Annotated in this window: 21 protein-coding genes; 9 read left to right on the forward strand and 12 right to left on the reverse strand. The window is 70.5% G+C overall.

Annotated elements, in window-relative coordinates; translation table 11 throughout:
• Positions 1-15: 15 nt before the first annotated feature.
• Positions 16-681, reverse strand: a complete 666-nt coding sequence (locus AB0B72_RS08765) for a Crp/Fnr family transcriptional regulator (protein ID WP_367737998.1) — start codon at positions 679-681, stop codon at positions 16-18.
• A gap of 99 nt (positions 682-780) precedes the next feature.
• On the reverse strand, positions 781-2,874 hold the full coding sequence (locus AB0B72_RS08770) for an adenylate/guanylate cyclase domain-containing protein (RefSeq protein WP_367737999.1): 2,094 nt from the start codon (positions 2,872-2,874) through the stop codon (positions 781-783).
• 199 nt (positions 2,875-3,073) lie between these two features.
• Here AB0B72_RS08770 and AB0B72_RS08775 point away from each other — a divergent pair, with 199 nt between their 5' ends.
• Positions 3,074-3,979: a hypothetical protein gene (locus tag AB0B72_RS08775; protein ID WP_367738000.1), complete on the forward strand. Its 906-nt coding sequence runs from the start codon at positions 3,074-3,076 to the stop codon at positions 3,977-3,979.
• A gap of 184 nt (positions 3,980-4,163) precedes the next feature.
• Here the strand turns inward: AB0B72_RS08775 and AB0B72_RS08780 are convergent, their stop codons facing one another.
• Positions 4,164-4,772 carry an NADPH-dependent FMN reductase gene (locus tag AB0B72_RS08780; protein ID WP_367738001.1) on the reverse strand — a complete coding sequence of 203 codons (609 nt, stop codon included), beginning with the start codon at positions 4,770-4,772 and terminating at the stop codon, positions 4,164-4,166.
• A 102-nt stretch (positions 4,773-4,874) separates the two neighbouring features.
• Here AB0B72_RS08780 and AB0B72_RS08785 point away from each other — a divergent pair, with 102 nt between their 5' ends.
• Positions 4,875-5,732 carry a helix-turn-helix domain-containing protein gene (locus tag AB0B72_RS08785; RefSeq protein WP_367738002.1) on the forward strand — a complete coding sequence of 286 codons (858 nt, stop codon included), beginning with the start codon at positions 4,875-4,877 and terminating at the stop codon, positions 5,730-5,732.
• A 95-nt stretch (positions 5,733-5,827) separates the two neighbouring features.
• Here AB0B72_RS08785 and purL read toward each other — a convergent pair whose 3' ends face one another.
• The 4 genes from purL to purS all read right to left on the reverse strand — a co-directional run bounded on the left by purL (position 5,828) and on the right by purS (position 9,836).
• Positions 5,828-8,083: a phosphoribosylformylglycinamidine synthase subunit PurL gene (gene purL / locus AB0B72_RS08790; protein WP_367738003.1), complete on the reverse strand. Its 2,256-nt coding sequence runs from the start codon at positions 8,081-8,083 to the stop codon at positions 5,828-5,830.
• Positions 8,080-8,760: a phosphoribosylformylglycinamidine synthase subunit PurQ gene (gene purQ, locus AB0B72_RS08795; protein ID WP_367738004.1), complete on the reverse strand. Its 681-nt coding sequence runs from the start codon at positions 8,758-8,760 to the stop codon at positions 8,080-8,082. Before purQ ends, purL begins: the two co-directional genes overlap by 4 nt.
• 206 nt (positions 8,761-8,966) lie before the next feature.
• Positions 8,967-9,392 (reverse strand): ATP-binding protein, encoded by a 426-nt coding sequence (locus tag AB0B72_RS08800; protein WP_367738057.1) that lies wholly within the window; start codon positions 9,390-9,392, stop codon positions 8,967-8,969.
• Between the two features lie 198 nt (positions 9,393-9,590).
• Positions 9,591-9,836 (reverse strand): phosphoribosylformylglycinamidine synthase subunit PurS, encoded by a 246-nt coding sequence (gene purS, locus AB0B72_RS08805; RefSeq protein WP_367738005.1) that lies wholly within the window; start codon positions 9,834-9,836, stop codon positions 9,591-9,593.
• Between the two features lie 267 nt (positions 9,837-10,103).
• Between purS and pdhA the strand changes: the two genes are divergently transcribed.
• From pdhA to AB0B72_RS08825, 4 genes are all read left to right on the forward strand, one after another.
• On the forward strand, positions 10,104-11,195 hold the full coding sequence (gene pdhA, locus AB0B72_RS08810) for a pyruvate dehydrogenase (acetyl-transferring) E1 component subunit alpha (RefSeq protein ID WP_367738006.1): 1,092 nt from the start codon (positions 10,104-10,106) through the stop codon (positions 11,193-11,195).
• Positions 11,192-12,166, forward strand: coding sequence for an alpha-ketoacid dehydrogenase subunit beta (locus AB0B72_RS08815; RefSeq protein ID WP_367738007.1), 975 nt, complete (start codon positions 11,192-11,194; stop codon positions 12,164-12,166). The genes pdhA and AB0B72_RS08815 overlap by 4 nt, the downstream gene beginning before the upstream one ends.
• Before the next feature lie 16 nt (positions 12,167-12,182).
• Positions 12,183-13,562 (forward strand): dihydrolipoamide acetyltransferase family protein, encoded by a 1,380-nt coding sequence (locus tag AB0B72_RS08820; protein WP_367738008.1) that lies wholly within the window; start codon positions 12,183-12,185, stop codon positions 13,560-13,562.
• A 94-nt stretch (positions 13,563-13,656) separates the two neighbouring features.
• Positions 13,657-13,950, forward strand: coding sequence for a Dabb family protein (locus tag AB0B72_RS08825; RefSeq protein ID WP_367738009.1), 294 nt, complete (start codon positions 13,657-13,659; stop codon positions 13,948-13,950).
• 9 nt (positions 13,951-13,959) lie between these two features.
• Here AB0B72_RS08825 and AB0B72_RS08830 read toward each other — a convergent pair whose 3' ends face one another.
• The gene (locus AB0B72_RS08830; protein ID WP_367738010.1) at positions 13,960-14,631 is read right to left on the reverse strand and encodes a class I SAM-dependent methyltransferase; all 672 of its coding nucleotides are present in this window, start codon (positions 14,629-14,631) and stop codon (positions 13,960-13,962) included.
• Between the two features lie 408 nt (positions 14,632-15,039).
• Between AB0B72_RS08830 and AB0B72_RS08835 the strand changes: the two genes are divergently transcribed.
• Positions 15,040-16,554: a sodium:solute symporter family protein gene (locus AB0B72_RS08835; RefSeq protein WP_367738011.1), complete on the forward strand. Its 1,515-nt coding sequence runs from the start codon at positions 15,040-15,042 to the stop codon at positions 16,552-16,554.
• Positions 16,555-16,606: 52 nt separating this feature from the next.
• Here the strand turns inward: AB0B72_RS08835 and AB0B72_RS08840 are convergent, their stop codons facing one another.
• Together AB0B72_RS08840 and AB0B72_RS08845 are read right to left on the reverse strand one after the other, a co-directional pair.
• The gene (locus AB0B72_RS08840; protein ID WP_367738012.1) at positions 16,607-18,436 is read right to left on the reverse strand and encodes an acyl-CoA dehydrogenase; all 1,830 of its coding nucleotides are present in this window, start codon (positions 18,434-18,436) and stop codon (positions 16,607-16,609) included.
• A gap of 182 nt (positions 18,437-18,618) precedes the next feature.
• The gene (locus tag AB0B72_RS08845) at positions 18,619-19,968 is read right to left on the reverse strand and encodes a hypothetical protein (RefSeq protein WP_367738013.1); all 1,350 of its coding nucleotides are present in this window, start codon (positions 19,966-19,968) and stop codon (positions 18,619-18,621) included.
• A gap of 419 nt (positions 19,969-20,387) precedes the next feature.
• On the opposite strand from AB0B72_RS08845, the gene AB0B72_RS08850 reads away from it, so the two are divergent.
• A complete protein-coding gene (locus AB0B72_RS08850) occupies positions 20,388-20,597 on the forward strand; it encodes a hypothetical protein (RefSeq protein ID WP_367738014.1) in 210 nt (69 codons plus the stop codon).
• A 138-nt stretch (positions 20,598-20,735) separates the two neighbouring features.
• Here AB0B72_RS08850 and AB0B72_RS08855 read toward each other — a convergent pair whose 3' ends face one another.
• Positions 20,736-21,185 (reverse strand): hypothetical protein, encoded by a 450-nt coding sequence (locus AB0B72_RS08855; RefSeq protein ID WP_367738015.1) that lies wholly within the window; start codon positions 21,183-21,185, stop codon positions 20,736-20,738.
• 85 nt (positions 21,186-21,270) lie between these two features.
• On the opposite strand from AB0B72_RS08855, the gene AB0B72_RS08860 reads away from it, so the two are divergent.
• Positions 21,271-21,726 carry a GNAT family N-acetyltransferase gene (locus AB0B72_RS08860; protein WP_367738016.1) on the forward strand — a complete coding sequence of 152 codons (456 nt, stop codon included), beginning with the start codon at positions 21,271-21,273 and terminating at the stop codon, positions 21,724-21,726.
• A gap of 39 nt (positions 21,727-21,765) precedes the next feature.
• Here the strand turns inward: AB0B72_RS08860 and AB0B72_RS08865 are convergent, their stop codons facing one another.
• Positions 21,766-23,787 carry a molybdopterin-dependent oxidoreductase gene (locus AB0B72_RS08865; RefSeq protein WP_367738017.1) on the reverse strand — a complete coding sequence of 674 codons (2,022 nt, stop codon included), beginning with the start codon at positions 23,785-23,787 and terminating at the stop codon, positions 21,766-21,768.
• Between the last annotated feature and the right edge of the window lie 10 nt (positions 23,788-23,797).

Consider the following 23,797-nt stretch of genomic DNA (forward strand, 5'->3'; position numbering starts at 1 on the left):
CGTCGTGGTCGTCGATCACCTGGCGCGCCTGCGCAGGCCGTCGAGGTCGTAGACGATCACCTGGCGTCTGCCGGTCTCGATGAGCCCGCGGTCCCGCAGTGTGCGCAGCGCCTTGCTGACGGCCTCCCTGGAGGCTCCCGTCCAGCCGGCCAGCTCGTCCTGGGACAGGGGCAGCGCCACCTTCACCCCGCCGTTCGTCGGCTCGCCGTACCGCTCGGCCATCTCGACCAGGCGGGTCGCGACCCTCCCGGTGATGTCGAACGCGCCGTACTCGATCCGCTTGCGGTCGGAGTCGCGCAGCCGTCCGATGACGAGCCGCATGAGCAGCACCGCGACCCGGCCGTGGTCGTGCAGATAGCCGGGGAAGTCGTGGACGATCAGGCCCTCGATGGGCTCAAGGGCCGTCACCGTCCCCGACCTGGGATCGCCGTCGAGCGCCGACATGTCGCCGAGCAGCGCGCCCGGCCCCCGTACGGCGAGGACGACCTCGTTGCCGCTCGCCGTGTGCGAGGAGACCTTCACCCGGCCGCGGGTGAGCACCAGGACCCAGTCGGCCGTCTCGCCCTCGCTCATCACGGTCGCCCCGCGCTCCCACCGGCGGGCACGGCCGGCGGCCCGCAGGTCGTCGGCCTCCTCCTCGGTGAGCAGCGCGAGGAACTCCCCGGGCTCAGGACTGGTCACCCCGTACCTCCTCCACCGCGTGCGTCCTCCACCGCGGCCGATGCCGCGTCGACGCCGTGCTCAGTCTTGGCCCAGCGCGGGGTGCCCGTAAAGCCCGTTTCACCGGTGGGCCAGGGCGACCAGCCGGTAGGCGTGGACGGTGCTCCGCTTGCCTTTCAGGGCGAGGTCGCCGAGCGACACCACCTCCGCCGGGCCGATCAGGTCGTACGTGGACTGGCCGATGACCACGGTCCCCGGCTCCGCCAGCGCCTGGAGCCGGGCCGCGACGTTCACCGCGTCGCCCATCGCGTTGAACCCCCGGAACTCCGGGCTGCCGATGTTGCCCACCAGGGCCGGGCCGGTGTTCACGCCGACGCGGAAGGTCGGCCACTCCACCGGTGAGAGCAGCCCCGCCGCCTGCTCCGCGACGACGTGCGCCGACACCTTCGCGGACGCCTCCTGCATCTGGAGGGCGGCGTGGACGGCCCGGAGGGCGTGGTCGGGCTGCTCGGCGGGGGCGTTGAACAGGGCCAGCAGCGCGTCGCCGACGAACTGCACGATCGTGCCGCCGTTGCCGAGGATGCACGGCACGGCCGCCGTGTGATAGCGGTTCAGCATCTCGACGATCTCGCCGGGCGCGACCCGCTCCGAGAACGTTGTGAACCCCCGCAGGTCGGCGAAGAGCGCGGTGACCTGCGTGAGCCTGCCGCCCAGCGCGGCCTGGTCGGGGTCGGAGAGCAGGGAGTCGGCCACGTCAGGGGACATGTACTGCCGGAAAAGCGTCTCGATCTCCTGGTAGAGCCGGGCGTTCTCCAGGGAGATCGACATCTGTGCCGCCAGCGTGGCCGCCAGCGCCTCGTCCTGGCGCGTCACCCCGACGGGCACTGACAGCGCGCCCGCCAGCCGCCCCTTCACGGTCAGCGGGTGGACCACCCGGTCGCCGCGGTCGAGGACCATGCCCGCGGCCAGCGCGTGGAGGCCGGGCCCCTCCTCGACGGGCGGGCCGGAGGTCCCGTCGTACGGCACGAGGCGACCGGCCCGCATCAGGCTGAGCCCCACGTCGCCGTACGCCTGCCGTACGCGCTGGAGGGCGGCGGTGAGCAGCTCGGACTCGGGCAGGCGCACGCGGGTCTGGCGGCCGACCTCGACGAGCGCGCCCAGCCGTTCGGACAGCTCCCGCTCGGCGGCGAGCGCGGCGCCCGCACGGTCGAGCACGGCGGCCTGGCCCTCGGTGAGCCGGAAACGGCCCGCCAGCCTGGTGCTGATCGGCGCGCTGGAACGCGTCCCGCCCCGGAGGTGGGCGACGAGCTCCTCCAGGGCCCGCTCGTAGTCCGCCTGGATGCGGCGCGCCGTGGCCGACAGCGTGACCGCGTCGAACAGGCCGCCGGCCGCCCCCTCGCGGCGGAACTGGAGGTAGGCGCTGTAGGCGACGAAGCCGAACGCGAAGGTCAGCAGGAGGTGCCACTCCCACCAGGACAGGTGCCAGTTGCGGTGGGGCATCCCCGCGACCATCGCCTCGGCCAGCAGCGCGTACGCCGTGATGAGGCTGATCAGTACGGCGGCCGGGCGCCTGCGGTGGAGGCGGAACATCATCGCGGCCGCCACCACGTAGAGGGCCACCCCGGCCAGCGCGAACACGCCCAGCCCGGCGCCGTGCGGCGGGAGCGGGTCGCTCAGCGGGGTCAGGCCGGGGACCAGGGAGGCGACCCCCCAGCCGGCCAGCACCAGCAGGAGACCGGCCCGCAGCGCCCCCTGAGCGCGGAGCACGGCCGCCGCGGCCCGGTCGCCGAGAGGGAGCGCGGAGACGAAGGCGAACATCGAGGCGATCGCGAGGCCCACCGGCTGGGCGAGGTCGAAGCCGACCGTGCCGTTGGGGAGGAACACCTGCGGGGTGGCGAGCCCGTGCAGGAGGAAGAAGCCGGCGCTGCTCAGGAAGACCAGCGAGACCAGCAGCAGCCGGGCGTCGCGGCGCCGGGCCGACGCGCGGGCGATGAGCCCGCCGAGCACGACGTTGACCCCCGCGACGACCAGGATGAGCCAGAAATGGCTGTGCTTGTCGGACCACTCGACGTCGATGCCGGGCTGGGCCAGCAGCAGCCACAGGCCGAGCATCGGCAGGATCAGGTGGATCGCCCACACGACGCCCCGCACCGGCTGGGTCGCCGGCGGCAGGTACGCCTCACGGGATACGGCTGTTGCGGGGTCGGGGGGCACGGCTCCTCCACCGGTCGATCACCAGTATGCGGCTGATTATCCCGATAGTGAGATCAGCCGCCATGTCTGACTGCGCAGCATTACTCACAGGCCTGATGCGCATACGTGATGTCCGTCGTGCCAACCGGCGGGCTGGTTGAACCGTGAATCACATGGTTCTCAAACGTTCCAAAACTCACATGCTTCAGAAAGGTCAGTCGTGGCCCTCAAGTTGCCGGGTGGACGCAGCATCGGTCTCCTCACGGTCGGTGCGCTCGCCGGCTCCCTCTTCGTCGTAGGAGGTGTCGCCACCGCCTCGTCGGCGAGCGACACCGTCTACTACGCGTGCGTCAACAAGACGACGCGGTACATGCGCCTTGTCGGTGTGACCACCACCTGCAAGCCCGCCGAGTACAAGGTGTCGTGGAACAAGACCGGACCGCAGGGCCACATGGGCCTGCAGGGCCAGAGCGGCCCCCAGGGCCCGCAGGGCAGGACCGGCCCGCAGGGTCTCAAGGGCGCCACCGGAGCGACGGGAGCCACCGGTCCGCAGGGCCCGGCGGGTCCGAAGGGTCAGGACGGCGAGAAGGGCGCGACCGGTCCGCAGGGCCCCGCAGGCCCCGCCGGGCCGAAGGGTCAGGACGGCGACAAGGGAGCCACCGGTCCGGCCGGTCCGAAGGGTCAGGACGGCAAGGACGGGGAGAAGGGCGCGACCGGTCCGCAGGGCCCCGCAGGCCCCGCCGGCCCGAAGGGTCAGGACGGCCTCAAGGGTGCGACCGGTGCGCAGGGCCCCGCGGGGCCCGCCGGTCCGCAGGGCCCGGCGGGCCCGGCCGGTCCGAAGGGTCAGGACGGCAAGGACGGCAAGGACGGCGCGTCGGGATCCTCCGCCGGCTCCACCATCACGTACAAGTCCGAGGGCTTCACCTTCGGGGGACAGGGCGGCACCGAGTCCGTTTCCTGCGGCTCCGGAAAGGTGGCCACGGGCGGCGGCTACGACGCGAGCGGCAGCAGCAGCGGGCAGTTCTGGGTCAGCTCCCCGACGTTCAGCAGCGGCAAGCCGGCCGGCTGGAAGGTGTCGGGAAAGAACGCCAGTGGCACCGTCTACGTCATCTGTGTCTCCGCCTGACGCCCACCCGGGCCTGAGACGCGGTGGAGCCAATGGGGGCTCCACCAGGATCGGCCCCCACAGTCTGCGCTGTTGAAGGCGTAGCCGTACGCGCCTCGCCTGCGCGGGTGGCGCGCGTACGGGGACAGGAGAAGGCCCTTCCAGAGGAGTTCCTGGAGGGGCCTTCTCCTTCCGGCCGGAGCCGTCAGGCGGTGTACGGCCGCTTCTCGCGGGACTCCCGCAGGCTCAGCGCCCACCAGGCGAGCTGGTCCAGCATGGTCTTGGCCGCCGCGTCCACGGCCTCGGGGTCCTTCGGCCGGCCGTCCTCCTCGAACCGCTCCCACGCCCCGTGGAAGCTCACCGTGTCGCGCACCGTGACGGCGTGCAGTTCGGCGAAGACGTGGCGCAGGTGCTCCACGGCCCGCAGGCCTCCGGAGATCCCGCCGTACGAGACGAACGCGACGGGCTTGGCCTGCCACTGGGTGAAGTGCCAGTCGACCAGGTTCTTGAGCGACGCGGGATAGCTGTGGTTGTACTCCGGGGTCACCACCACGAAGCCGTCCGCCGCGTCCATCCGCGGAGTGAGGGGCTCAAGCGCCGTGGCCGCCTCGGCCGACACGGGCCCGCCGCGCCGCGGGAGGGCCATGGGCAGGGCCACCGTGGCCAGGTCGATGAGGTCGATCTCGATGCCGCCGTGCGTACGCGCCCGGGAGACGAACCAGTCGGCCACGACGGGCCCGAACCGGCCTTCCCGGACGCTGGCGATGATCACGGCGATGCGGAGCACGGGGGAAGCCGTCGCAGGGGATGTCATGTCACCAACCGTGCCGGGCACCGCGCCGCCGAGGGAGACCGCGTCGATGCTGGCCCTGTCAGGGCCACGATCAAGGAGGGCCGGATCGGTACATTGGAGGTCGTGAGCGACAACGAGCTGGGAGCGTTCATTCGTGCACACCGGGAGGCCGTGACGCCCGCTGAGGTGGGCCTCCCTGAGGGGCCGCGACGCCGCACCCCGGGACTGAGGCGGTCGGAGCTCGCCACACTCTCCGGAATCAGCGTCGAGTACCTGACGCGGCTGGAGCAGGGGCGCGACCGCCAGCCGTCGCCCCAGGTCCTCAACGCACTGGCCGACGCCCTGCTCCTGTCGGCGGAGGATCGCATGCGCCTGCGCAACGCCGCCAAGGCGGTGAGCGCCGACTCCTTCCCCTGCACCGGAGCGGCGCCACCGGCCCGCGAGGTTCGTCCCACCGTCCGGGCCCTGCTCGACCGGCTGGAGCCCGCCCCCGCCGTGCTGCTCAACCGGCTGACCGACGTTCTCGCCTTCACCCGGGGCTACGAACGGCTGGCCGCCCCCATCGGTCTCCTCGACGCCCACTCGCCGAACCTCGTCCGGTACGCGTTCACCGACCCTCGGGCCAGGACGTCCTACCCGGATTGGGACGCCGTCGCCGACGACCTTGTCACCTGGTTCAGATCGGCCTCGCCCCCTGCCGATCGCCACTTCGTGGCCCTGGCGGAGGAGCTGGCCGCCGTCGCCGGGGCCCCCTTCTCCGAGCGGATGAGGTGTCCCCTCGGCCGCAATGCGGCGTCCGGCGCCGAACGGCTCACGCATCCCGAGGTGGGGGAGCTGCGCCTGGCCCGCGAGGTCCTCGAACTGCCCGCCCGGGACAGCCAGCACCTTGTCGTCTACCTCCCCGCCGACTCCGCCACCTCCGCCGCGCTCGACCGCCTCACCGGCCGCCGGTCGGGCGCCCTCCGCGTCGTGAACTCCTGACACTCGTCGATTTCCGCCATCATCCAGCCCGTACTCGGCCGCGTGACGTGGGAGGCCCTTCCGGGGTGTCCGGAAGGGCCTCACGCGTAGGGGGGTCAGCCGAAGATGGCCGGCAGTGCGCCGGAGTGGGTCTCCCGCAGCTCGTCCAGGGAGATCTCGAAGGCGCCCTCGACCGCGAGCGACGCCCCGCCGGTGGTGCCGAGACCGTGGCAGAGCAGCCCGTGGCGGCCGCAGAGCTCGGCCAGCGCCTCGAACGCCTCCGGCCGCACGCACACCAGCGCCCGCGCGGCCGACTCGCTGAACAGGTCGGTGAAGGGGTCGTCGCCCGGCAGGGTCACCGAGCACCCGACACCCTGTGCGAGGCACGACTCGGCCAGCGCGATCGCCAGGCCGCCGTCCGACAGGTCGTGCGAGCCTTCGACGAGGCCCTGTGAGGCCGCCGTGAGCAGCACGGTGGCGAGGCCGCGCTCCGCCTCCAGGTCGGCCCTCGGGGGCAGCCCGCCCAGGTGGTCGTGGAGCACGTGCGCCCACTCGGAGCCGCCCAGCTCCTCACGCGTCTCCCCGAGGAGGACGACGCGCAGCCCGGGAGCGGTGAAGCCGGACCTGACCCGCTTGGCGACGTCGTCGATCACGCCGAGCACGCCGACGACCGGGGTCGGGTGGATGGCCGCCGAGCCGGTCTGGTTGTAGAACGACACGTTGCCGCCGGTCACCGGCACGCCCAGCGTCTTGCAGGCGTCGGCGAGCCCGCGTACGGCCTCGGCGAACTGCCACATGACCTCCGGGTCCTCCGGGGAGCCGAAGTTGAGGCAGTTGGTCACCGCCAGCGGGCGGGCGCCGGTCACGGCCACGTTCCGGTACGCCTCGGCCAGCGCGAGCTGCGCCCCCGTGTACGGATCGAGCCTGGCGTAGCGGCCGTTGCCGTCGGTCGCCAGCGCGATCCCCCTGGTGGACTCCTCCGCGCCCGGCATGGTCTCGGAGATCCGCAGCATGCCGGCGTCGGCGGGCTGGGCGAGGACCGTGTTGCCCCGGACGTACCGGTCGTACTGGGAGGTCACCCACTCCTTGGACCCGAGGTTCGGCGAGCCGAGCAGGGTGAGCAGGGTCGCGCGGAGGTCGTCGGGGCGGGGGAGCCGCTCCGGGCCGTCCGCGTTCAGGGCCGCCTGGCCGGCGGGCTCGTGGAAGGGCCGCTCATAGACGGGGCCCTCGTCGGCGGCCGTGCCGGGCGGGATGTCGACGATCGTCTCGCCGTCCCACGTCATGACCAGCCTGCCGGTGTCGGTGACCTCGCCGATGACGGTGGCCGGGACGTCCCACTTGTCGCAGATCTTCATGAAGGCCGGGATGTCGCCGGGGGCGACGACCGCCATCATCCGCTCCTGCGACTCGCTCATCAAGATCTCCTCGGGCCGCAGCGACGGGTCGCGCAGCGGGACGAGGTTGAGGTCGACGTGCATGCCGCCGGTGCCCTTGGCGGCCAGCTCGGTCGTCGCGCAGGAGACCCCGGCGGCGCCGAGGTCCTGGATGCCGACCACCACGTCGGCCTGGTAGAGCTCCAGGCAGCACTCGATCAGCAGCTTCTCCATGAACGGGTCGCCCACCTGCACGGCGGGCCGCTTGGCCTGCGACTCGTCCTCGAACGTCGCGGAGGCCAGCACGGAGGCCCCGCCGATGCCGTCCGCGCCGGTCCGGGCGCCGAACAGCACGACCTTGTTCCCCGGGCCGGGGGCGGTGGCCAGCTTGATCTGGTCCTTGCGGAGCAGGCCGACGCACAGGGCGTTGACCAGCGGGTTGCCGATGTAGCAGGGGTCGAAGACGAGCTCGCCGCCGATGTTGGGCAGCCCGAGGCAGTTGCCGTAGTGGCTGATGCCCTCGACGACGCCGGGCAGCACCCGGCGCGTGTCCGGCTGGGTCGCGCCGCCGAAGCGCAGCGCGTCCATGACCGCGATCGGCCGGGCGCCCATCGACATGATGTCGCGGACGATGCCGCCGACGCCGGTGGCCGCGCCCTGGTGGGGCTCGACGTACGAGGGGTGGTTGTGCGACTCGATCTTGAAGGTGGCGGCCCAGCCGTCGCCGATGTCCACCACGCCCGCGTTCTCGCCGATGCCGACGAGCAGCGCCTCCGACTCGGGCGCCTTGGTGCCGAACTGCCGCAGGTGCACCTTGGACGACTTGTAGGAGCAGTGCTCGCTCCACATGACCGAGTAGATGGCGAGCTCGGAGCCGGTGGGCCGGCGGCCGAGGATCGCCCGGACCCGCTCGTACTCCTCGTCCTTCATGCCCAGCTCGGCGTACGGCTGCCGCTCGTCCGGCGTCTCCTGGGCCCGCTTGACGCTGTCCAGGGTCATGCGTTCACCAGCTTCTTGAGGATGGACGTGAAGAAGCCGCGGCCGTCCACGCTCGGCGCGCCGACGAGGTCCTCGACCGCGTGCTCGGGGTGGGGCATGAGACCCACGACGTTGCCCGTCTCGTTGGTGATCCCCGCGATGTCGCCGAGCGATCCGTTCGGGTTGCCGCCGACGTAACGGAACACGACCCGGCCCTCGTCCTCCAGGGCCGCCAGCGTCGCCGCGTCGGCCACGTATCGGCCCTCGCCGTGCTTGACCGGCAGGAGAATCTCCTGGCCGCTCTCGAAGTCGGCCGTCCACGCCGTGGCGGTGTTCTCCACCCGGACGCGCTGGTCGCGGCAGACGTAGTGCAGGCCCTGGTTGCGGGTGAGCGCTCCGGGCAGCAGGTGGGCCTCGCACAGGATCTGGAAGCCGTTGCACGTGCCGAGGACCGGCAGGCCGGCCCGCGCGGCCGGGATCAGCTCGTCCATGAGGGGGGAGAAGCGCGAGATCGCGCCGCAGCGGAGGTAGTCGCCGTAGGAGAAGCCCCCGGGCAGGAAGACCGCGTCGACCTCCTTGAGGTCGTGGTCGGCGTGCCACAGCGGCACGGCCTGCGCGCCGGCCAGCCGCACGGCCCGCGCCGCGTCCTGGTCGTCGAGGGTTCCGGGGAAGGTGACGACGCCGATCCGGGCGCTCATGCCGCCCCCTCGCGTCGCGTCCGGGGCTCGCGCAGCGCGCGGTGTGGGCGGATTCGCTCGCGCCACTCGCTCATGACGTGGGTTCCCTCCAAGGCGCACGCCACCGTCACCTGGACTGACGGTGGTCTGTGGCGGTACACCTCAGGGTATCGAAGTCGCCGGTATGGGCCGCCCCGCGGGAGCGGGGCGGCCAGGTGGTCGGATGGTCAGACCCCGGCGAGCTGGCGGTCCAGCGTGAGATGGTGGGCGATGGCGTCCTCGTCCCAGTCGAGCTCCTTCGACAGGCGCACGGTCGTGCCGCGGCCGGGGGTTGTGTCGAAGGAGAGGTCGTCAACGACGGCCCGCATGATCAAAATGCCCCGGCCGTTCTCCGCGTCTCCAGACGGATACTGCTTGGGAATGCTGTGCAGCCCCTTCCCCTGGTCGGCGACCCGCAGCTCGCAGCGGCCGTTTCCGATTGTGGCCATGACCTCGTAGCGATTGGCAGGACCGCCGTGCCGCACCGCGTTGGCGCAGGCTTCGGAGGTCGCCAGGAGTATGTCTGACACGCACTCCCTGGTGACGCCGAGGGACAGGAGTGCGTCTCCCACCATCCGTCGCACCATCGGGATGCCTATCGCATCGCGTGGCATGGCCAGCGAAAACTCAATATCCACCGGATCCCCTCCCCGGTGTCGAAGGTCACCAAGGAAGGCTTCCCCGATCATTCGGGGCTAACCGCAAAATCACGTCCCTGTTATTTGGAGCACACCTGACGGCCGGTTTTGGGACCGACCGATGTCCACTAGGTGGGGGTTTATCTCCGCCGACATGGTGTGATTTATGCCACTTCAGTCCTCTATACGGACGGCGAAGTCCTCGATGACGGTGTTGGCGAGTAGGGTTTCGGCCATCTTGCGGACCTCTGAAAGGGCGGCCTCGTCGGCCGGGCCGTCCAGCTCCACTTCGAACCGCTTGCCCTGCCGCACGCCGGAAACCCCGGAGAAACCGAGCCTGGGCAGCGCGCGGGCGATCGCCTGCCCCTGCGGGTCGAGGATCTCCGGCTTGAGCATGACGTCGACGATGACGCGCGCCACGATGTTCCTCCAGGTTGGATGGGGGTCGCTACGCGCCAAGCCTAGCGACAGCCGGGAGGAGGGCCGCGGGGAGTGTGGCGCAGCCGGGGCCGGGAATCGGGAAGATGTGGAGTCGAAGGCAGAGGTTGCGTTGTGGGGTGTGACCTCTGCCACGATGTCCGCAACACGCGCGCGGCCGCCCACCCCCGTGGCCGCACGCACGACCGCCCGATCCGCCGGCGGTGGCGACCCCATCCGCGGACGGCCCAAGACGCACAGGAGTGGCACGTGACAGCCGACGCCCCTCGCGGTGTTGACGCACCCCCGGAGCTCGTCCAGCTGCTCACCCCGGAGGGTGAGCGGGTCGAGCACCCCGACTACGACATCGAGCTGACCGCGGAAGAGGTCCGCTCGCTCTACCGGGACCTCGTCCTGGTCCGCCGCGTCGACCTTGAGGCCGTCGCCCTGCAGCGCCAGGGCGAGCTGGGCATCTGGGCCTCGCTGCTCGGGCAGGAGGCGGCGCAGATCGGCTCAGGCCGCGCGCTCACCGACGCCGACATGGCCTTCCCGACCTACCGGGAGCACGGCGTGGCCTGGTGCCGCGACGTGGACCCGGTCAAGCTGCTCGGCCTGTTCCGCGGAGTCAACCACGGCGGATGGGACCCGGCGGAGCACAACTTCCACCTGTACACGATCGTCATCGGCTCCCAGACGCTGCACGCGGTGGGCTACGCGATGGGCGTCCAGCGCGACGGCGCGGAGGCCGCCTCGATCGTCTACTTCGGTGACGGCGCGACCTCCCAGGGCGACGTCAACGAGTCGTTCATCTGGGCGTCGGTGTTCAACGCCCCGGTCGTGTTCTTCTGCCAGAACAACCAGTGGGCGATCTCAGAGCCCCTGGAGAAGCAGTCGAAGATCCCCCTCTACAAGCGGGCCTCCGGCTTCGGCTTCCCCGGCGTCCGGGTGGACGGCAACGACGTCTTCGCCTGCCTGGCCGTGACCCGGCGGGCGCTGCAGAACGCCCGCGAGGGGCAGGGGCCCACACTCATCGAGGCGTTCACCTACCGGATGGGCGCGCACACGACCTCCGACGACCCCACCCGCTACCGCCTGGCCGACGAGCTGGAGGCCTGGAAGCTGAAGGACCCCATCGAGCGGGTCAAGGCGTACCTCTTCCGCAACCAGCTCGCCGACCAGGAGTTCTTCGAGAAGATCGAGGCCGAGGCCGACGCGCTCGGCAAGGACGTGCGCGGGCGCTGCCTCGCGCTGCCCGACCCGCCGCCCGAGGCGATGTTCCAGCATGTGTACGCGGACGCCCACGCCCTCATGGAAGAGGAGCGCCAGCAGTACCTGAGCTACCTTGCGGGGTTCGAGCGATGACCACTCTCACTCTCGCCAAGGCGCTCAACGAGGGGCTGCGCCGCTCGATGGAGGACGACTCCAAGGTCCTCGTCATGGGAGAGGACGTCGGCAAGCTGGGCGGCGTCTTCCGCGTGACCGACGGGCTGCAGAAGGACTTCGGCGAGGAACGCGTGATCGACACGCCGCTCGCCGAGTCGGGCATCGTCGGGACGGCGATCGGCCTGGCCCTGCGCGGCTACCGGCCGGTGTGCGAGATCCAGTTCGACGGGTTCGTCTTCCCCGCCGCCGACCAGATCATCACGCAGCTCGCCAAGATGCCGCTGCGTTCGCTCGGCACGCTCAAGCTGCCCGTCGTCGTACGCATCCCGTTCGGCGGCGGCATCGGCGCGGTCGAGCACCACTCGGAGTCTCCCGAGGCGTACTTCACGCACACCGCCGGCCTGCGGGTGGTCGCCTGCTCCAACCCCGCCGACGCGTACACGATGATCCAGGAGGCCGTCCGCTGCGACGACCCGATCATCTTCTTCGAGCCCAAGCGCCGCTACTGGGACAAGGCGGAGGTCGATCTCCTCGGCTCAGGTCTGCCGCTCGACCGGGCCCGGGTCGTACGGAAGGGCCGTGACGCCACGCTCATCGCGTACGGGCCGATGGTCAAGACCTGCGTCGAGGCGGCGTCGGCCGTGGAGGAGGACGGGCGCGACCTGGAGGTCATCGACCTGCGCTCGCTCAACCCGCTGGACATGGACGTGGTCACCGACTCGGTGCGGCGGACCGGCCGGTGCGTCGTGGTGCACGAGGCGCCGGTCTTCACCGGCTTCGGGGCGGAGCTCGCCGCGCGGATCACCGAGAGCTGCTTCTACCATCTGGAGGCGCCCGTGCTGCGCGTCGGCGGCTTCTCCACGCCCTACCCGCCGTCGCGGCTGGAGGACCACTACCTCCCCGACCTGGACAGGGTGCTCGACGCCGTCGACCGCTCGTTCGCCTACTGAAAAGGGAGGGATTCTCGTGCTGCGTGAGTTCAAGCTCCCCGATGTGGGCGAGGGCCTGACCGAGGCCGAGATCGTGAAGTGGCACGTCTCGCCGGGCGACTCGGTCAGGATCAACCAGACGATCGTCGAGATCGAGACGGCCAAGGCCGTGGTCGAGCTGCCGTGCCCGTTCGAGGGCACCGTGTCGTCGCTGATGGCCGCCGAGGGCGAGACCGTCGACGTCGGCTCCCCGATCATCGCGGTGAAGACCGGCGGGGACGAGGACGGCGGCCCCACGGCTTCCGAGGCTCTCGCGGAGGACCTGGTGCCGACGCCCGCTCCTCAGAAGGACGCTCCTCAGAAGGAGGTGCGGACCCCGGTGCTCGTCGGCTACGGGGTCAAGACCAGCTCCACCAGGCGCCGCCCGAGGAAGCCGGGAGCGGAGACCCCGGCCCCGGCCCCGGCTAAGGCTCAGGCTCCGGCCGTTCCGGTCGTCCGCGTGCCTCCGGCCGTCCAGGTGCCCGCGGCCGGCTCCGCCGGGAGGGTGGGGGTGCTGGCCAAGCCTCCGGTGCGCAAGCTCGCCCGGGACCTGGGCGTGGACCTCGCCACCATCACCGGCACCGGGCCCCAGGGCTCGATCACCCGTGAGGACGTCCAGGCCGCCGTGGCGGACACGCGGGTGGCGGCTCCGGTGACGGCGCCGCGCGGGAGCGGGGCGCCGGAGCTGGAGGAGCGCATCCCCGTCCGGGGTGTGCGCAAGGCGACCGCGCAGGCGATGGTCGCCAGCGCGTTCTCGGCCCCGCACGTCACCGAGTTCCTCCAGGTCGACGTGACCGAGACGATGGAGGCGGTCCAGCGGCTGCGGCGGCTCCCGGACTTCGCCGAGGTGAAGGTCTCCCCTCTGCTGCTGGTCGCCAAGGCCCTGCTCACCGCCGTACGGCGGCACCCGATGGCGAACGCCTCGTGGACCGGCGAGGAGATCGTGGTCAAGCACTACGTGAACCTCGGCATCGCGGCCGCCACCGAGCGGGGGCTGATCGTGCCCAACATCAAGGACGCGCACACGCTGTCGCTTCCCGGGCTGGCCCGGGCGCTGACCGAGCTGGCCGAGCGCGCCCGCGCAGGGAGGTGCCAGCCGGCCGAGCTGACCGGAGGCACGATCACCATCACGAACGTGGGGGTGTTCGGGGTCGACGCCGGGACTCCCATCCTCAACCCCGGTGAGGTAGCGATCCTGGCGTTCGGCCAGATCAGGGACATGCCCTGGGTGGTGGACGGGCAGCTCGCCGTCCGCAAGGTCACCACGCTCGCGTTGTCGTTCGACCACCGGGTGGTCGACGGCGAGCTGGGCTCCCACGTGCTCCGCGAGGTGGGCGCCATGCTGGAGGACCCGCTGCGGATGCTCGCCTGGAGCTGACGAAGCCGGCAGGCCGCGGCCGTCCAGGGCCGCGGCCCGTCCGGCCGCCGGCGGGTGAGAAGATGGGGCCCGTCGTTTTTCCCTGAGGAGGATCATGTTCCGGCACGTGGTGCTGATGAGCTGGACCGAGGACGCCACCGAGGAGCAGAAGGCACAGGTCGCCGAGCGGCTGAGCACGCTGCCGGACGCCATCCCCGAGGTGCGGAGCTATCAGATCGGCGCGGACGCGGGGATCAACGAGGGGAACTTCTCGTTCGCCGTGGTGGCGGGCTTCGACTCGCGTGAGGACTACGTCGTCTACCGCGACCACCCCGTGCACCGGGCAGTGGTCACCGAGTCCATCGCGCCGATCCTCGCCGCCCGGGCGGCGGTCCAGTACGACCTCTGAGCAGGCCTCTCAACGGGAGTGCCGGGGGGAGCCGGGCGGCTTGCGTACCAGCAGGTAGCCCTGCGGGACCTTCTCCACGCCGGGTTCAGGGGCCCGCACCATGCTCACGCGAGCCTCGAACCCCGCCTCGTCCAGCAGGTCCGCCACCTCGTCGGGTCGTTGCCGGTACCAGTCCAGTGAGATCTCCAGGCCGTCCAGCTCATCGCGGTGCCCGCGATCGTCACCCACCTGGAAGATCAGCATGAGGTGCCCGCCCGGTGCCAGCACCCGGTGGAACTCGGCGAACACCTCCGGACGGCGTTCCCAGGGAACGTGGATGATCGAGTAGCAGGCCAGCACGCCGCTGAGAGATCCGTCCGGTATGTCCAGGGCCAGCATCGACCCCACCTCGAACCGCAGGTCCGGATGCCTCCGGCGGGCCAGCGCGACCATCTCCGGAGACAGATCGACACCGAACGCGTCCACGCGCAGATCATGCAGGGCCCTGGTGATCCCGCCCTCGCCGCAGCCCACGTCGGCGACGGGACCGTTGCCGGCGGCCCGCACCCACTCCGCGAACACGGCCAGCAACGCCCGGTCCAGCGGCTTGCCCTCCAGATCGGGGCCGATCCCGCCCGGGTGGTGGACGGCGATGGCGTCGTAGGACTCGCGGGTGGCGTGAATGAACGAGGGCTCCGTCATAGGCGGGGTCATAGGCGGGGTCATAGGCGGGCACGCTAGCGGCTCGATCGGCGAGGCGGGAGACTCCGGCCGGCGGGCCTTTTCCCATGGGCCTCCAGGTTCGGGACGTTCACCGATGCCAGGCGGTGAGGGGTCCTGGGTGTCCGCGTTTCGATGTGTCACTCGCCGCACACTTTCACCCGCCGTCATGTGCGAGATCAAGGCCGTGTCGGATAACGATTCAGATACGCGGAAAGCGTTCATATGTGTGAATCGCGGATGACCTGCGTCACCGTGTTCGTACGGGCTCCGCGGGGTCCATGACCTGGATTTCCGCCATTGACGGGGCGTGCGGGGCGGGCGCATCGTAACGGGGCCAGGCGGTTGACGGTCCGTGGTGCCGCACGTTCACCCGGAGGTCTGGCGCGCATGACCGCATTGGACTGGATCGTGCTCGGCGGCTATTTCGTCGTCATGGTCGGGATCGGCTTGTACTCGCACAGCCGCATCCACAACATCAGCGACTTCTTCACGGCCGGTGGCAGGATGCCCTGGTGGCTGGCGGGGATCTCGCACCACATGTCCGGCTACAGCGCGGTCATGTTCACGGGGTACGCCGGTCTGGCGTATCTGTGGGGAGCGACCTCGTACTTCACCTGGGCGTTCCCCATCGCGATCGGCATCGCGATCGGCTCGGTGCTGTTCGCCCCCCGGCTGAACCGGATCCGGGCGAAGCTCAAGGTGAGCTCCCCGCTGGAGTTCCTGGCCAAGCGCTACAACGTGCCGACGCAGCAGGCGATCGCCTGGTCGGGCGGCCTGCTGAAGATCGTGGACGTCGGCGCCAAGTGGGCGGCCATCGCCACCCTGCTGGCCACCTTCACCGGCCTCAGCCTCAACCAGGGCATCCTCCTCACCGGTGTGGTCACCGCCGTCTACTGCACGGTCGGCGGCCTGTGGGCAGACGCTCTCACCGACTTCGGGCAGTTCGTCATCCAGCTGGTCGCCGGGCTCGTCATGCTGGGCGCCGTCCTGGCCAAGCTGGGCGGCGTCGGCGCCATCGGCGGCGTGTGGGACAGGCTCCCGCCCGACCACGCGCAGCCGCTCAACGGCCCGTACACCGTGACGTTCCTGCTCGCGTTCCTGTTCATCAAGACGTTCGAGTACAACGGCGGCATGTGGAACCAGGCCCAGCGCTACATGGCGGCCACCAGCCCCGCTCACGCCGCCCGGAGCGCGAGGCTGTCGGCCGCGCTGTGGGGCGTCTGGCCTCTGCTGCTGTTCTTCCCGATGTGGGCGGCCCCGCTGCTGGTCCACGCGAACAAGCCGGACGCCAGCGACTCCTACGCGCTGCTGACCACGCAGCTCATCCCCCACGGGCTGCTCGGGCTCGTGGTCGCCGGGTTCTTCTCGCACACGATGGCGATGGCCTCCTCCGACGCCAACGCGATCGCGTCGGTCTTCACCCGTGACGTGATCCCGGTGCTGTCCCGCAGGGCGCGCGAGTGGGACACCCGGGCCGGCCTGATCGCGGCGCGGGTCACCACGGTGGCGTTCATCGCGCTGTCGATGAGCGTGGCCACCCAGGTTAACAGCCCCGCGCTGAAGGACATCATCACCGTCGTGATCAAGTGGGTCGCCGGGCTCATCGGCCCGATCTCCATCCCGCTGCTGCTCGGCATGCTGCCGCTGTTCCGCCGCTCGGGGCCGACGGCCGCGCTGACCTCGTGGGCGGCGGGCCTGTTCGTCTTCTGGCTGACGAACTACGGGCTGCACGGGGTCTCGACGGCCGTGTCGACCGCCGCGCCGGTGGCGACGTCACTGGTGCTGTTCACGCTCATCGGCTTCCTGCGTCCGGAGAGCACCCCCGACCGGGAGGAGCTGATCCAGACGATCAACACCGACGACGACAGCGCCGCCCGGCCCCTACCCGCCGGCGCCGCCTGATGCTCGCGTTCGTACGGCTGCCGCCGGGGGGCAGCCGTACGAACGTGGAAGGTCAGAACGCGTCTTCGGGCAGGTCCATCAGGTCCTGGCCGGTGGCGGCGAGCACGCGGCGCTCGGCGGCCAGCCGGGGCAGCACGGTCTGCGCGAAGAACGCGGCGGCTCCCACCTTGCCGGTGTAGAAAGCCGTGTCCGTGTCCGCGGCGGCCTCGCCGAGGGCCTTGAGCGCGACCTCCGCCTGGCGCAGCAGCAGCCAGCCCAGGACGAGGTCGCCCAGGCAGAACAGGAACCGGGTGGTGTTGAGGCCCACCTTGTAGACCTCACGCGGCGTCTCCATCGAGCCGATGGCCCAGCCGGCCATCGTGTCCGCCATCGCCTTGACCTCGTCGGCGGCCTCGTCGAGCAGGGCGCGCTCCACCTTTAGCCGGCCGTTGCCCGCCTCCGAGCCGGCGAACGCCTTGATCTCCCCGAGCAGCGACCCCAGCGCGGCGCCCTGGTTGCGCAGGATCTTGCGGAAGAACAGGTCGAGGCCCTGGATCGCCGTGGTGCCCTCGTACAGCGAGTCGATCTTGGCGTCCCGGATGTACTGCTCGATCGGGTAGTCCTGCAGGAAGCCGGAGCCGCCCAGCGTCTGGAGCGAGCGGATGAGCAGCTCGGACGACCGCTCGGAGCCGACGCCCTTGACCAGAGGGAGCAGCAGGTCGTTCAGCGCCTCGGCGGCAGGGTCGCGGCGGCCCTCGAACTCGGCGATCTGGATCGTGTCCTGGACGGTCGCGGTGTAGATCACCAGAGCCCGCATCGCCTCGGCGTACGACTTCTGCAGCATGAGCTCGCGGCGTACGTCGGGGTGGTGGGTGATCGGGACGCGCGGGGCCGTCTTGTCACCGGATCGGGTGAGGTCGGCGCCCTGGAGGCGGTTCTTCGCGAAGTCGAGGGCGTTCAGGTAGCCGGTGGACAGCGTCGCGATGGCCTTGGCGCCCACCATCATGCGGGCGTGCTCGATGACCATGAACATCTGCCGGATGCCGTCGTGCACGCCGCCCACGAGATAGCCGACGGCCGGGTGCCGGTCGCCGAAGGTGAGCTCGCAGGTCGTGGAGACCTTCAGGCCCATCTTCTTCTCGACGTTCGTCACGTACACGCCGTTGCGCTCGCCCGGCTCGCCGGTCTCCAGATCGACCAGGTACTTCGGCACGAGGAACATCGACAGGCCCTTGGTGCCGGGACCGGCGCCCTCGGGACGGGCCAGCACGAGGTGGAAGATGTTCTCGGCCATGTCGTGCTCGGCGCTGGTGATGAAGCGCTTGACGCCCTCGATGTGCCAGGTGCCGTCGGGCTGCTCGACCGCCCTGGTGCGGCCGGCGCCGACGTCGGAGCCCGCGTCGGGCTCGGTCAGCACCATGGTGGCGCCCCAGCGCCGCTCGACGGCCAGCTCGGCGAACCGCTTCTGCTCGTCGGTGCCCCACTCGTGCAGCAGGTGCGCGAAGGCGGGGCCGCAGGCGAACATCCACACGGCGGGGTTGGCCCCCAGCACCATCTCCGCCATCGCCCACACGATGCTCCGGGGCGCGGTCGTCCCGCCGAGCTCCGGGGGAAGCTCAAGCCGCCACCACTCGGCGTCCACCCACGCCTGGTACGACTTCTTGAAGCTGTCCGGCATCGTCACGCTGTGGGTCGCCGGGTCGAACACGGGGGGATGCCGGTCGGCGTCCTCGAACGACTCCGCGAGAGGCCCGGTGGCCAGACGGTTCACCTCGTCGAGGATGCTGCGCGCGGTGTCCTCGTCGACCTCGGCGAACGGGCCGGTGCCGAGGATCTCCTTACGCCCGAACACTTCGAAGAGGTTGAACTCCAGGTCGCGGAGGTTGCTCTTGTAGTGACCCATTCGTCTGTGCTCCTAGAACCGGACCCCGGGGGTAACGTACTGGTGGGTAACTATAAACCTATGCTACCCGTGGGTAACCATCTCTACGCACGTTTTATTGCCATCCGCGTGGTGTGAGTCTTGGCACACGACGGCCCGCCCGGTCGCCGAGGCGGCCGGGCGGGCGGTCATCCAGTGGCGGGTCAGCCGTCGAGGCGGCACCCGTCGGCGGTCTTGCCGTTGTTGCACTGGTTCAGCTGCAGGCTGTCCAGCAGGTAGGCGAAGGTCTGGCCGATGGGGCTGGCCACCGAGAGCTGCACAGTGGCCGCGCCGGCCGGCGCGATGGCCGAGACGGCGTACTCGTTCCAGCCGGACGACAGGGAGTACGTCGAGCTGTCGCTGTTCGAGATCGGGGAGCCCGACGAGTTGTACCAGGACAGCCGTAGCTTGACGTCGCCGGAGGTGCCTGTCGTCAGCCGGGCGAAGAACTTGTATCGCTGCCCCGCGGTGACCGGCGGCCTGCGGGTGACCGACACCAGCCCTTCGGCGTACGACTGGACGTTCATGGTCAGCGACCGGCGGCCGTCGTACCACCGGGCCGAGGTCTGGCTGTCCGGCCCGGGCGGGGTGACCTGCATCCATCCGCCGCCGGAGGCGGTGAAGCCCGACGGGTACCCGTACGGCGCCTGGTCCTCGATCGTGCGCTCCTGCGCGGTCAGCAGGTCGTTGCTGTACCCCACGTCACAGCAGGTCGGCGTGGTGAAGTACGGCCAGGTTGCGAGGTTCAGCCTTCGGGGGTCGGGATAGTTGGACGTCCAGAACGTCGCCGACGTCTCGCTCGGGTCGTAGTAGGTGTTGAACTCCTGGTCGATCTGCCAGTCGTTGTACTGGCTGCTCATCAGGTCGTTCACCGACAAGACGTCCGGCACCTCGCTGACCTTGGCGTGGTCCACGTCGTCCAGGTGGACCAGCTCGTGCATGAGGGTGCCGCTGTCCCACTCGTCGGCGCCCCCCACGCAGACCTGGCTGGCGGGATCGCAGTAGGCCTGCCCCGTCCCGTCGAAGTCCTCGAACACCACGTACTTGCGGTTCGCGCTGTCGTATCCCGCCGCCGCCAGGTCCGTGGCGACGACGTCCGCGGAGGTCTCGCCCGTGATATTGGCGTTCTCGATCTTCTCGGGTATGACGAGCGCGTGGGCGTAGCCGGTGTAGGTGCCGGTGGTGTAGCCCGTACGGCAACTGAGCTTCATGTGCTGGTCGTAGTTGGTCGACTCGTCGAGCAACCAGTCCATCCTGTCGACGATCTTGGCGATCCGGTCGACGTAGCTCTCGTAGTTGTTCCCGTTGCCGTCGTGCCAGGCGTAGATCACCTGGACCGCCGGGGTGCTGCCGGCCGCGTTCTTGGGGTCCGTCAGTGTCGTGGTGCAGCCCCGCTTGGGAACGTTCCCGTCGGCCGGCTGAGCGTACGGGCCGACGGGCTCGGTGCCGATGGGGTCGAAGGTGGCGCTCGCGGGACTCGCCATCAGGACGACGATGCTCACCGTCGCCGTCATTGCGGAAATGATGCGGGTGAATTTCAAGGACATTCCTCCGTGGTAACCGTACGGTGAGCGGCCGGAAAACGGCGGCAAGAATTGCGGCATTCGCCGAAAGCCCCACCCGTTGTCAGTCCTTTGGCGCGGCAGGTATTACCGGCACGTTAATAGGAGGAGATAATCGAGTGAAACTTCGGGTGGCGCACTGTCCGTGCCGTGATCCGAGGGTCGCCGGCCGGTCGCCGGTGCAGTCGATGTCTGTGCGAGTCGATCTGTGCAGGTCACGTACGTGCAGGTCACATCTGGTGCAGATCCGTCCGCCGTAGGCCGGTTCACAAGGCTGCAGTCCTTGGCCTGACCGATTGCGGCGAAACCTGTGTAATCACGCGGGCGACGGCTTGTGCGATGCTGGCCGTCGCCGATCCGGCTGCGCATGAATGCGCATCGTCCTTGGCGCGCTCATTGTCTCCATTAATGGCATGCAATCGCAAATCGAGTGCTCAGGAGGCCTTTTGCCGCAATGCGCGGCCGCAATCGGCGGGTGCGATGTGCCGCCGCGACGGGATCAGCGGGTCGCGATGCGTGCGATGGGCGGCGGCATTCTGATCGCGGCCCTTGAGAGGTTTCAGCCGTCGATCACCTTGTGAACCGTCAGCGGGGGTGTGCGGCCATGTCGCGGGGGGACGCGTGGCCGGAAAGACAAGTCAGGCGGTCAGCTTCATCGCTGACCGCCTGTGATCACTGACCGTGTGCGGAACTGATCGTCCGGGACCGCCCGGCTATGTCTAGGAGCGCCGGGCGCGTCCCCTCATGGAGTGTGTGATGAACGCGGTGACCAGCAGCACCATCAGGCCGCCCCACATGGCGTCCCAGGCGGCGCCGAAGAAACCCTCGCCGTCGACGACGAACTGGACGGGGTACATCAGGGCCGCCGCGCCGAGCCCGAGGAACATGGCGAACCGCCACGGGTGCGTCAGCGCCCAGTTCCGCGCCTGGCGCGTCACCCGGTCACCCTGGTCGGGCTTGGAGATGGCGCCGATCCCGGCGACGAGAGCGAACAGGGTGATCCCCGAGCACAGAGCCCAGGTGAGGTCGGCCGGTCCGGGAAGGACCACGCCCATCAGGAAGCTGGTGACCGCGATCGCTCCACCGGAGATCGCCGCAGCCCCCCAAGGCGCGCCGCGCAGGGCCGCCCCGGTCAAGGACATCTCGTCCATTCTGGTCAGTTCGTTCATGCTTACAGCGTGCCTCCGAGAGGGGCACCCGGGCATCGGGGAAGTCCCTGACCACCCCCTGAGCCGCCCCGGTTAGGCTCTCGGGATGTCCCTCTCCTTCCGTACGGCCCGGCGCGCGGACGTCCCGGTGATCGTGGCCCTGATGGTGGACGACCCCGTCACGGCGGCCCGCGAGGCGCCGGCCGGCCCCGCACCCGACTACGACGCCGCCTTCACCGCCGTCGACGCCGACCCGCGCAACGAGCTGATCGTCGTGGAGTCCGGCGGGGAGATCGTGGGGACGATGCAGCTCACCTACATCCCCGGGCTGTCTCGGCGCGGCGCGGAACGGGCCCAGATCGAGGCGGTCCGCGTGGCCGTGCCGTACCGGAACCGGGGGATCGGACGGGCCATGATGACGTGGGCGGTGGAGCGGGCCCGCGAGCGCGGTTGCGGCCTGGTGCAGCTCACCTCGGACAAGGCGCGCACCGACGCGCACCGCTTCTACTCCTCGCTCGGGTTCACGGCCTCCCACGAGGGGTTCAAGCTGCGGCTCGGCTGATCGATCCCAGTGGAGCCCGTCGCCGAGCACGACGGCTGATCAGAGCGGGGCGACCTCGACCATGGTGTCGTGGTAGACCGCGCCCCGGCCCATGTCGGCGTCGCGCTCGTCGATCGCGGCGTTCGGGTTGGCGCCCGCGCTGAGCTTGGGCCAGTGCCCCTTCGGCGCCGCGACCACCCCCGGCCGCACCCGGTCGCTGATCTCGACGTACGCGGTGAACTCCCCGCTGCCGTTGAACACCCGCGCGGCCTGCCCGTCGGCGAGCCCGCGTGGCGTGGCGTCGGCCTCGTTGACCAGCACGCGGGGCCCCTTCGACCGCTTGAGCAGCTCGGGGTTGTTGCCGAAGGTCGTGTTCAGGAACGTGTGCGACGCCGGGGTGATCATCGTGAGCGGGAACTCGCGGTCGGCGGGAGCCGTACGGGCGGTCAGGGAAGGGACGTAGCCCGCGACCCGGGGGAGGCCCGCCGCCTCGGCGCGCTCGGAGACGAACTCCAGCCGCCCGCTGGGTGTGGGGAAGCCCTCGGTGAACGGCACGAACGGGTCGGCGACGTCGAGCCTGACCCAGCCGCGCTTGCGGATCTCCTCGATGGCGATCCCGCCGCTCGCGAGCACCTGCTCGGCCAGCTCCATGTCCGTGTCGTACAGGGACGGCTCGGTCAGGCCCATGTGGCGGGCCAGGCGGCGGAACGTCTCCGTCGTGGACAGGCACTCGCCCGGCGGCTCGACGGCGGGCTCGTTCCACATGAGGTACATGTGCCCGTAGCCGGCGTGCACGTCCAGGTGCTCGATCTGCATGGTCGCGGGCAGCACGATGTCGGCGTAGTCGACCGTGTCGGTCGGGAACTGCTCCATCACGACCGTGAACAGGTCCTCGCGCTCCAGCGCCGCCCTGATCCGGTTCTGGTCGGAGGTCGAGCCGAGGGGATTGGCCGCGTAGACCCACAGGCACTTGACCGAGTCGTCGAGGCCGTCGGCCAGGCGGGTCATCGTGAGCGTGCGGACCGGGTGGGGGAGCAGGTCGGGGCGGCGGTCGGGCCGCAGCGGGACGTGGCCGGAGGTGGAGTAGGCCACTCCGCCGCCGGGATACCGCCAGTCGCCGGTGACCCCGGGGATGCAGGCGATCGTCCGCATGGCCGTGCCGCCGCCCTCGTGGCGCTGGATGCCCATCGTGGCCCGGATGCCGGTCGGCCGGGTGTGCGCGAGCCGTACGCCGAGGGTCCTGATCCGGTCCGCGGGCAGCCCGGTGATCTCCGCGACCCTTTCAACGGGATATTTCCTGATCTCGGCTTCGAACTCGTCCCAGCCGTGGGTGTGCCGCTCGATGTAGTCGCGGTCTTCCGCGCCCTCGTCGAGCACGACGTGCAGCAGCCCGAGGGCGAGCGCGGCGTCGGTGCCCGGCCGGATCGGCAGGTGCTCGTCGGCCTGGTCGGCCGTACGCGTCCTGACCGGGTCGATCGCCACCACGTACGCCCCGGCGGCCCGGGCGTCCTGGACGAACTTCCACATGTGGTGGCCGCTGGTGAGGGTGTTGGTGCCCCACAGGAGGATCAGCCGGGACAGGGCGAACGTCTCCGGGTCCATGCCGCCGGGGGTGCCGTTGGTGTACCGCAGGCCGTCGTTGCCGGCCCGGGAGCAGATGTTCATGTCGTGCCGGGAGGCGCCGAGGGCGTTCCAGAAGCGGGCGGGCAGCGCCGCGTCGGTCCCCTGGAGGAAGCCCAGCGACCCGGTCCCCTGGTACGGCCAGATCGCCTCGCCGCCGTGCTCGGTGACGATGGCGGTCAGCCGGGTGGAGATCTCCGCCAGCGCCTCGTCCCAGCCGATCCGCTCGAACCGGCCCGACCCCTTGGGGCCGGTCCGCCGCATCGGGTGGAGGACGCGGTCGGCCGCCCGGGCCTGCTCCAGGTAGCGGTTGACCTTCACGCAGAGGGCGCCGCGCGTGTAGGGATGGTCGCGGTTGCCCCGCAGGGCGACGGCCTCGCCGTCCCGCACGGTCACGGTCCAGGAGCACCCGTCGGGGCAGTCCAGCGGGCAGGCTCCCAGCACGGTCAAGGACGAGCTCATGCGTCAGACG

Source organism: Microbispora sp. NPDC049125, from assembly GCF_040802045.1.
GTDB lineage: Bacteria > Actinomycetota > Actinomycetes > Streptosporangiales > Streptosporangiaceae > Microbispora.